Raw genomic sequence first — 9920 nt, 5'->3', positions numbered from 1 at the left:
AACACTCAACCCAGATAAGGCACCAGAAGAAGGCGTAATAAATGCAGCTTAATATTTAAACAAAGAGTGACAACTATCTTGAAAAACACCGACCTTCACCTTTAGCTGATAGCTTTGACTCTGCAAATAATGGATTGCCAGATGCATCTTTTTTCTTATCTTGGGCAAAGTAACCATTATGGACAGAACTAGCCAATTCTTTGAGCGCTTGCCCATTAATTGTAAACTTGTCACCATTTTTATCCCAAACACTAGGGTATAAAATTCGATACTTTGGCTTTCTAAGCTGTTGAGTGAATTCTTCTTCAAACCAAAATGCAAATTTACCCTGAACTGGTACTCCATCTATAGAATACCCACGATAATTGGCGACTTTGTCAATAAAGAACAAACTCAGAACTTTGATCCCTTTCTGGCTGATAATCTTGGAGTGATCCATGATGTCCACACCAGTAGTAATTTTTTTATAGAACTTCAGTTCTTTTTCTAAGTGCTCTTCAACCGTTTTGGATACTTGAAGTCGTTTGTAAGTATCTTGGTCAACTTCTCCAATGGATTGGCCTAACCCGATAATGTCATCACGACTGGTAAAGTCGATATATTCATTACCCTCCTCACAATAAATGTCGTTGATTACATAACCTTCATAAACAGTGCGGCCACCAGAAGCTTCAAATAAATCAGTCCCGCTCTTAACAGTGATTGATATACGTGGTTGTAGCTTTCCAGTCTTTGTTTGAGCGTCAATTTCAATTTTTGCTGTGATTGGTGATTTCTTGTTATCGACACTGATCAACTTGATATACGCTTGATTGTGATTGTCTTGAACTTCTATCGACGCGACCTCAATCTGCTTAACCAGCTTGCGCGCATAAGCATCGATTGAATCTAGCTTATAAAGCATGTTCAAATTTTCGGTCAAGGTCGCAGAATAACGAAACGTACACAATGGATTTAAACTAGCAATCGCTTTTTTTCGATTTGCAGTTGAAGCAACAGATTGAGGTTCATCTATCAAAACAACAGGATGTGTTGCTTGAATAAACTCAATCGGCTTTAGCCCGTTTAAGCGATCATCGGTACGATGGATCAAGTTAGCCGTTGATTCTTTATCAGGGTCATCGAACGCTTTGCTAAAGGCGTCAATGTTAATCACCATGATCTGAATATAATCATTAGTGGCAAAGTTTCTTACTTGCTCGCGTTTTGACGAGTCATAAACGAAGTAATCATATTGAACGTTTTTATATTCTTTTCTGAAATGATCTTCTGTCATTTGCAGCGATTTATAAACGCCTTCTTTAATTGCAACGGATGGGACTACGATAATGAATTTTGTCAACCCATAACGTTGATTCAGCTCAAACGCACTACGTAGGTAAACGTAGGTTTTACCCGTCCCTGTTTCCATCTCAATGGTAAAATCAAGGCTTGGAAGAGCTTGTTTCTTTGTTTCTGTTTGGGGCAAACCATTCACTAACTGAACATTACGGGTATTTTCATATAACTCTTCAGGTAACAAGCTCAGCGCATTCGCAACACCAATACCGTCATTTTTCTCAAACATATCTGCTTGAACAGCGTTTGATACTGAGAAGTTGGATTGAAATGTTTCTTGTCCTTCAAAAACACCAACAACTGCGTTAATCGCATCTTTTTGGTGAGTCAAATCAGGGTCAAACTTAATCTTCATTTCAGACATCATTTACCCCTTAAATGCTTTTAACATCATCAATACCAGCCTGTTTTAAAATCTGAATGGCATTGGTTTTTACATTACTATCAGCAAATCCAGCATCTTTGAATACAACTTGGGTCGTTTCAGGATCTAGTTTTTCTTTGAGCTTGGCGATACCTTCGACCACTTCAGCGGTAATTTCATCATCTAGACAAACAATCAAAGCACCTGCACCAACGATGTAGACTGTTTTTCCGTTTACGGTTTCAGTTTTTACAGGTGTGGTTAAGTCATAACCATATTTTAGAAATATTTCATACAGCACGTCTTCGCTTGAACGGCCGTCTTTGATTGACTTAGTAGCTTGTTGAAGAACCAGCTCAAGATTTTCAAAGTTTGCATCCCAAGGGCGGATGTTGGTTTCATCAAGTTTGAATAATTTAACACCAGAATCTATATTGTCATTAATCTTCGTAGATAAATTATTAATAGCTCTTTTAATTCGATCGAAGCTTAATTCTGAAATAAATTTAAAGTTGAATTTTTTTGTTGCAACTGTTTGTTTTATCGGCTCACGAAGTTGAACAAGGATGAACTTCCTATTGCCTTCATCTTCAATATTTTGCTCTAACACTGCTTGCCCTGTAGTTGCAGAACCTGCAAAAAAGTCTAAGACTATATCTCCCTCGCTAGGTTTAGTCCCTAATTGGATTAGCTTTCTGATTAATTGGACAGGTTTAGGATGATCGAAGATTTTAAAACCATCAAACAATGAATTAACTTCTTTAGTCGCTTTTTTGTTCCCATCCTCTTTAATCCAAAGATCTGACACTTCTCGGCCTGCATCACTTATATAGTGCTTCTGATATACCTGCCATTTTTCAACACCAGCTTTTTTTACTTTTTTCCACTCAATTTCGTTGTTCGCAAGTAATTGCTCATAGGTATCTTTTCCGCATACCCACCGACTTTCCCAGCCTTCTGGTGCAAGAGGATAAACATCTTCATTGTCAGGACTAGTTACTGGATAAAACATCGTAGGTCTGTCTTCTCTGCGATTTTCTCCTCCAGTCCTTCTGAGAGAGCGTAGTAAATATCGCCCTTTATCATCCTTTTCATTGTAAATTGATGCTTCATCATTCGTCATTGCCAGTTTATAAAGTCCAAACTCAGAAGATTTTGAGTATGCAACTATGTAATCAAGCTCCCTTGCTAATCCTTTACTACCAGTACCCATCCTAGTTCCAGTAGAACGTGAAATTATACCAATGAAGTTATCCTCACCAAATATTTCATGAGATATTTTCAAAAGACTTGATAGTTCATTATCATCAATAGATATGAATACTACACCATCATCTTTTAAAAGGTTCCTAGCTAGTTTTAATCTAGGATAAAACATATTTAACCAGTCTGAATGGAATCGACCAGATGTCTCTAAATTAGTACTTATCTTCTTTCCAGAAATGTCTAATTGGCCTGTAACATCCAAATAGTTTTTAATATTATCATGGAAGTTATCTTTATAAACAAAATCTCGTCCTGTGTTGTAAGGTGGATCTATATAAATCATCTTTACTTTTTTATGGTAAGACTTTTGAAGCAACTTAAGTACTTCAAGGTTATCGCCCTCGATGAACAAGTTTTCTGTGGTATCCCAATTGACACTTTCTTGTTTACAAGGGCGCAATGTGCCTGTAGATGGTGTTTGAGCGATTTGTCGAGCTTTAGTTTTGCCATTCCACGTAAAGTTGTAACGTTCTTCTGAATCGTCAACTGCTTCACCTAACACTGCTTTCAACGCTTCAAAATCAATCTTGTTTTCAGAAAAAACATCAGGGAAAAGCTGCTTAAGCTGTTCAATGTTTTGCTGTGTAATATCTAAGCTTTTTGCTTCAGGGCTATTACCTGTGATTTTTTCTAACTGATTAATTTCGGAATGGCTCATTACGTTTACCTTCTAAGTCTTAAATTTATGTCAAATGCAGTATTCAAATAGTTCTCGAAAATTGATCTATGCTATCTGATTTTTAATCGCTGCAATTGCTTGTTTTATATTTTTTGCGTCTACATTGAGGCGCATTTTGGTATTCATTTGTGTCTCTGTTTTAATTTTATTTCTGATGCTACCCAGCTCTGCTTCTAAACCTCTAAGCTCCTTGAGCAAAGCTGTTTTATCTTCATTGCTCTTATCACTAAAAGATGATCTATTTTTAGATAAACAGTTTTTAGATAAATCGTACCCAGAAACCTTGCTTAGCTCCAGACCTATAAGTATTGAAATTAAGCCTTGATAAAGCTCAAAGTAGTTAAGGTTTGAGACATTTTTCAGAGAAAAATTATTAAGAAATTCATTTTCATTTCTCGTTAAGCCTGCTGAGCTTAACCAATCACTATTGTAAATATGCTCAATAACCAACTTACTTTTATCAGCTTGATTGATACGCTTATCAGCTAGACTTATCGCGAGCTCTTCACCTAGTTCCAAGAATAAAATCACTGGATAAGGGATCAAAGTATGCAAAAGCTTGCTTACCTTACTTAAAGACGAAGAGCTGAGCTTGCCCATATTCTTACTATTTGTTGAATTTTCTGCGTTTTTTAGAACAACTCGGATCACAGCTATTTCTATGTATTCAACGGTATCAGTGACATAAACAGGGATATTGAGCGTTTCTGGCTTAAGTGTGTTTAACCACTCGGTAGATTGAATAACATCCGTTACTAACTTTTTGTCATGGCTGCTCAGCTCATTGTTATCTATAAGCATTTTCTTGGTGATACGAGTGCCTAGAAACGTTGAGTCTGGCAGTCCTAAATGCTGATGCACCTTATCCGCTAGTCCGTCTGGATTTGCATCATCTACTAGACGAAAATCAATCAGCTCTATCATTTTTTCCATTACAAGATGACTATATAACTAACGACTTCAAAATCGTTCACGTTTTGAGTGCTAGATGCAGATAAGACTGTACCACCTCTAGTAAACAGGCTTGTAGCACCAATCTCTTCACTTTTACCCGCTATGTTCTCTACCGCTTTTGCTAAAAGATGTTGATAATGGTGCATTTTTTGACCGTTTTGAGTGCGATTAGCAAACTGATGATAGGCCTCGGCTGATTGTTGGATGTCGGTTAGCTCTGAGCCTAACTTTTTGCATAAATCGAGTATTTGTTTTGACTGAGTAAACGAAAGTAAAATCTCTCCTACATCAGAGATATAAACAAGATAGTAAGGTGCAAGTGAATAGCTTTCTTCAACCTGAACTTTGTCTTTAATATCTTTTAGGCAGAAAACGACCCCTGATTGAATCTCATCACTTACTTGCGAGAATTGGCGAGTGAATTGACTTGAGTTAGAAATGAAGACTGGGGCAAATAACCCCATCGGGGATTGCTCTAATAACGCTGAATTATCTTGCTCTTTGCTACTAAGAAAGCCAGATAGATCCATTCTAAAATCATTAAGCGTCAAATCTGTTATAGATACACCTCCTGCAATCTCTTCAAGGTCTACCACGGCATTTTGAAGCTGTTCCAGTTGCTTCCTGCGGTACTCTAAATCATTCATCCCCTTGTTTTTCTTTGAATTTTGTTCACTATCGGTTTCAATCAAATTCTCTTCACCTGTTGCTGAAATATCTAGCAACACCATTCTTCCACTCACCCTAGCTTCTAGGTTGATATACTCGTCCAATTCCATATTAGGCCAAAAATTAACCAACTGAATAACATCATTGATTGAACCTAATCGGTCAATACGTCCAAAGCGCTGAATAATACGCACAGGATTCCAGTGAATATCATAGTTTATGAGATAGTCACAGTCTTGCAGGTTCTGACCTTCTGAAATACAGTCTGTTGCGATCAAAATATCAACTTCTTCTTTGTATTCAGGGTAAACCTTCTCTCGTTCTTTAGACTTGGGGGAGAAGTGAGTAAGTAGACTATTCAAGTCTGCTGTAAGCCTTTTACCTTCTTTTCCATTTTGGCTAGGAGTGCGTAACGTTGTCTCTGTTCGCTGCCCAGTTATAACAGCAGAGTGAAGGCCAAGTTCTTTTTCTGCCCATGGAGCTATATTTTTGTATAAATATTCAGCCGTATCAGCAAATGCAGTAAAAATGATCACTTTTTTGTTATTACCATTAATCGTTTTTTTACATTTATCACTATAAGCTTGCATTAACATTGATAATTTTGCGTCACGTACTGCATCTATACTTTTTGATTCTTTTACTATTTCTTGAAGAAATACTCTGTCAGCTTCTAGATCTTGTGAAAATCGGATTAAGTCCATATCTTGAATACGAACTTTTGTTTTATTCCCAATAAGATAAGGAGCAAGCTCGGGTGAGTTAAACTCAAGATCATCAATCTCTTCGATCGGTGGCGCAACGAACTCATCCGTAAGGTCATCAGTTAAATTAGGTTTTATATTCGCATTGAAATTATGAATTTTTGCTAGTAATGCATCGACCTGAGTTAATAATTTTTCTGATGTTAGGGTGAAAGAGTTGATTGAACTTTCCATACGTTTAAGCAAGTTAATGCGTATTAAGTGAATCAAACTTTCTTCACGGTCTACCTGTTTGAATACGCTCTTCCCTCCTTTTACTTCTTGGTCATATCGTCTCGCATATTCCACTTTCTTATCCATTCTCACGTATTTCATCGGTGAGTAAAACGCGAGCGATAGCCTTCTTATGGTTTTGTTCACTTCTTCCAGTGGGGGAAACTGGTCTTTAAGATCAATAGAAGCCTTCAAGTTTATAGGTAAGAGGCGTGTAGGGAACTTACCAATGTCGGCTGTGCCGTAATATTTTTCAATATGCTTTCGTGATCGTGCAATGGTATAAATATCGAGTAATTTGAAGTAGTCGAAATTCATAGAATCGAGCAATTCTTTAGATGTTCTCACATATGGATCTTGTTCTGCCCATTTTGAGAACCTTGTTTGAGCTTGTTTTAACGTGCCCTCAATGCTTTTAATTCCATGCTCTACCAAGGCTTGGTCGTTTGCTTCTGTTATGAAAGCCACTTGGTTCTTCATATCATTCAATCGATTATTCACAGGTGTAGCAGAAAGCATCAAAACCTTAGTTTTTACACCAGCTTGAATAATATCTTCGAGTAGCCTCTGGTAACGATTTCGACCATCTTTTTTAGGGTTATTGTTACGGAAGTTATGAGACTCATCGATCACAACAAGATCGTAGTTACCCCAATTTATGGTTTCAAGGTTTATATCACCTGAAAACCCAGCAGTACGACTCATATCGGTATGGTTAAGTACATCGTAGTTAAAACGGTCACTTGCGAGTAGATTACGCTTGTCGTTTTGTGTGTAAATAAGCCAGTTATCACGCAGCTTTTTAGGCGCAAGAACCAGAACCTTATCATTACGAAGTTCGTAGTATTTAATTACGGCTAAAGCTTCAAATGTTTTACCTAAACCCACACTATCTGCAATGATACAACCATTGAACTTTTCAAGCTTATCAATTGCACCTAAAACACCATCCTTTTGAAATTTATATAATTTATTCCAGACTAACGTATCTTTAAAACCTGTTTTAGTTCTAATGATGTTATCTTCTTGAAGATCACCAATAAAGTCTTTGAAAATATTATACAAAGTAATGAAGTAGATAAATTGTGGTGTTTGATCTGAAGTTAGTTTGGCAAGCTCTGCTTGTAAAAGTGCTTTAGCGTCTTTGACTTGAGCCTTACTTCCCCAGACTCGATTGAAGAACCCCAGAAGCTCGTTGGCTTGATCAGCTTTAGCAAGGCTAATCATGTCAAAGCCACTAGTTTGAGTTAACCCCAATCCTTGACCATCAAACTGAGCGCCTTGTATAGCCGTAGAGCTTTTATCTAAGTGGGTAACGTGTTGTTGAACTACGCCAACTTGCTCAACCAAGCGTACTAACGCCTTTTTTTCCAACCAGTGTGCGAATTCTTGAGCTATGACTTTTTGATTAAGCAGGTTACGAAACTTGGTTTCTAACTTACCGCCGTTAAGGCTACCAAAAGGTGAGCAGTTCATCTCATCAGGTAGCAGGTCGAACCCTTTAGCTTTTGAGAACAACAAACGAGCAGATTCAACTTTACCCAGTGAGGCTTTCAGATGATCAAAGGCATAGATAGAGAAAAGCCCAGTCATGACGGAAAGCTTATCGTTATATTGAATCGAGTCGGAAAGAGTGTTTGAGACTTTTGTTGTTACGTTATCAATCAGCATAGTGATTAGATTCTCTCCGTAACTAGACCAGCAGCCTTGAGTCGAGTCGTAAGGTTTCTCATCTTACTAAATTCTGTGCCATAGCTAGGTTTGAGATCTAATGCTTCACAAAATTCTCTTGCAGTAATATTGCCTAGTTCGTCAGCATATTTGATTGACTGCAAGTGAAGTTCAGCCATAAATCCGTTACGTGGAGCAGAAGCAAGAGCTTGCTTGATCGCTTCTATTATCACCTTGTTCATAAAACACTCAAATCGATTCATAGACATGGCCTAATATTCTAGCAAAATTAGCTAAAATTGCTAACTAGTTTTTGAAATAGTGTGAACTCAATATATTGAATATTTATGTAACATTAGAAGTGAAGAGGTATTTGTAGATGAAACTGATTTTGGGGCAGAAACGTGTCATTTGACAGTCCTACCCCGTTTTTTTAACATAATTCTCTTAGGGTACATTAACCTATTTTTTTACGAATAATCTTGATTTTCCCATCAATTTCACAGCTTTGATCAATATGTTCAAAACTGTGGATCATACCTAGATCCTGAAGCTCTTTCAGTCCTCGTTTAAACAACTTTATATTATTACGGTTGTAAGTTAACTCTGCTTTTTCATTACTGCAATTGACTACTTTTAAGTCTTTCTTACTTCGCTTCTCATCAAGGTCTTTCAACTCCTTATCTGTAAGCAATAATTCTTTACCAAAAGATTTCAAAATCGTTGCAACACTGAGGGTAAACTCATTCACTGAAGCTTTTTTGTTGTTCGTTTTCCAATTGTTAGAAACGTAAGTTAAGTAAGCGAACCGTCCTGCTTGTGAGTTAATAGATAAAAAAGTTGTCAAACTAGACTTCTGCTTTTTAGCAAGTTGCGCAAGAACTTGTAATTTTGGCGATACATGTATGGTGCAATTATCACTCTGAGAGTCATAGTGAAAATCAGAAATGAGAGTCATTGCTCCCCAACTATCGTCATTTAGTCTATAGCTAATTTGGCATTTATTGAGCTTTAGAAGTACATCTCTAAGCTCATTCCTGAATGACTGGCGCATCTTGACAGGTGTGTCGTTAACTTTATGCCTTGGCCAGCAGGCTTTGATGAGTTTAGATGCAGAAAAACTTAACTTACCGCTATGCTCACTAAAACTGTCAATTTGAGAAAATATGTAATGAAAAACAGGGTAATCTCGTAACAGATTCAACTGTGGACCACTAATTGTCATCGTTTCTAAGCCGTTAGAAAGGGAAACATCATGCTCAACATCTTGATATCTCCTTTGATCATCACTATAGCCAATCCCAATTTGATCCTTTTTCTTTCTACTTTCGGGTAAGAAAAGCGGTGTCTCCAAAAATAGCTGCGGGATCTCAAACTCACCAGCGTCAATATTCACATAGTACTCTTTGCCATTTCTAGTTCTAATTTTTTGCATATTTTCCTCGCTAACGTGCTCATATTTATACTGTCGCATAAAAAAATAATGTTTCAATAGCCCCTTGAACTTTTTTTCAGGAAGGCGTTTAAGAGAATATAAAAGGCGTTTAAGAGAACAAAATAGGCGTTTAAGAGAATATCTTGGGCGTTTAAGAAAACACAAAAGGCGTTTAGCAGAACACCAACCAAAATGCAAGTAATTGATTTAAAACTAAAAAATAGTTGAAAACTATACCTGATAAGTTATGAAAAAACACATATAAGTTATAAAAATAAGAAAATATAAAATCATCGCCCTGAATTTTTAAAATGTTAGATCAATTTATTTAATTAATAGTAACGAGAAACATTAATCATATCTAATACAATAAGAGCAAAAGCCTTATCTGTGGTAAAAGCAAAAGCACTTAAAAGCTCAACATTAAAACATCTCTGATTTATATTTATTAGAAATAATGGTACACAATCAAAATAATTTCACCATTTCACCATTTCACCATTTCACCATTTCACCATTTCACCATTTCACCATTTCACCATTTCACCATTTCACCATTTCACCATT

Annotated in this window: 6 protein-coding genes; all 6 read right to left on the bottom strand. The window is 36.8% G+C overall.

What is annotated here, in order from left to right; genetic code table 11:
* Window positions 1–73: 73 nt before the first annotated feature.
* The 6 genes from L2717_RS17770 to L2717_RS17745 all read right to left on the bottom strand — a co-directional run bounded on the left by L2717_RS17770 (window position 74) and on the right by L2717_RS17745 (window position 9353).
* Entirely contained in the window at window positions 74–1702 is a 1629-nt protein-coding gene (locus L2717_RS17770; RefSeq protein ID WP_248938122.1) for a DEAD/DEAH box helicase family protein, read from the bottom strand.
* Window positions 1703–1712: 10 nt separating this feature from the next.
* Window positions 1713–3626 carry a site-specific DNA-methyltransferase gene (locus tag L2717_RS17765; protein WP_248938121.1) on the bottom strand — a complete coding sequence of 638 codons (1914 nt, stop codon included), beginning with the start codon at window positions 3624–3626 and terminating at the stop codon, window positions 1713–1715.
* Window positions 3627–3692: 66 nt separating this feature from the next.
* A complete protein-coding gene (locus tag L2717_RS17760) occupies window positions 3693–4580 on the bottom strand; it encodes a DUF4391 domain-containing protein (protein WP_220774917.1) in 888 nt (295 codons plus the stop codon).
* Window positions 4580–7918 carry a helicase-related protein gene (locus L2717_RS17755; RefSeq protein WP_248938120.1) on the bottom strand — a complete coding sequence of 1113 codons (3339 nt, stop codon included), beginning with the start codon at window positions 7916–7918 and terminating at the stop codon, window positions 4580–4582. The genes L2717_RS17760 and L2717_RS17755 overlap by 1 nt, the downstream gene beginning before the upstream one ends.
* A 5-nt stretch (window positions 7919–7923) precedes the next feature.
* Window positions 7924–8160: an HTH-like domain-containing protein gene (locus tag L2717_RS17750; RefSeq protein ID WP_041412569.1), complete on the bottom strand. Its 237-nt coding sequence runs from the start codon at window positions 8158–8160 to the stop codon at window positions 7924–7926.
* A 215-nt stretch (window positions 8161–8375) separates the two neighbouring features.
* Entirely contained in the window at window positions 8376–9353 is a 978-nt protein-coding gene (locus tag L2717_RS17745; RefSeq protein ID WP_248938119.1) for a hypothetical protein, read from the bottom strand.
* Between the last annotated feature and the right edge of the window lie 567 nt (window positions 9354–9920).

The sequence above is a fragment of the Shewanella glacialipiscicola genome (genome assembly GCF_023283485.1).
GTDB classification, from domain to species: domain Bacteria; phylum Pseudomonadota; class Gammaproteobacteria; order Enterobacterales; family Shewanellaceae; genus Shewanella; species Shewanella glacialipiscicola.
Note: the sequence above shows the minus strand (reverse complement) of the source record. Positions and strands in the feature narration are given on the sequence as shown.

What these genes read in the sequence shown, in the direction of transcription:
- L2717_RS17770 (WP_248938122.1), bottom strand. Translation starts at nt 1,702, where the DNA reads ATGTCTGAAATGAAGATTAAGTTTGACCCTGATTTGACTCACCAAAAA.
- L2717_RS17765 (WP_248938121.1), bottom strand. Translation starts at nt 3,626, where the DNA reads ATGAGCCATTCCGAAATTAATCAGTTAGAAAAAATCACAGGTAATAGC.
- L2717_RS17760 (WP_220774917.1), bottom strand. Translation starts at nt 4,580, where the DNA reads ATGGAAAAAATGATAGAGCTGATTGATTTTCGTCTAGTAGATGATGCA.
- L2717_RS17755 (WP_248938120.1), bottom strand. Translation starts at nt 7,918, where the DNA reads ATGCTGATTGATAACGTAACAACAAAAGTCTCAAACACTCTTTCCGAC.
- L2717_RS17750 (WP_041412569.1), bottom strand. Translation starts at nt 8,160, where the DNA reads ATGAACAAGGTGATAATAGAAGCGATCAAGCAAGCTCTTGCTTCTGCT.
- L2717_RS17745 (WP_248938119.1), bottom strand. Translation starts at nt 9,353, where the DNA reads ATGCAAAAAATTAGAACTAGAAATGGCAAAGAGTACTATGTGAATATT.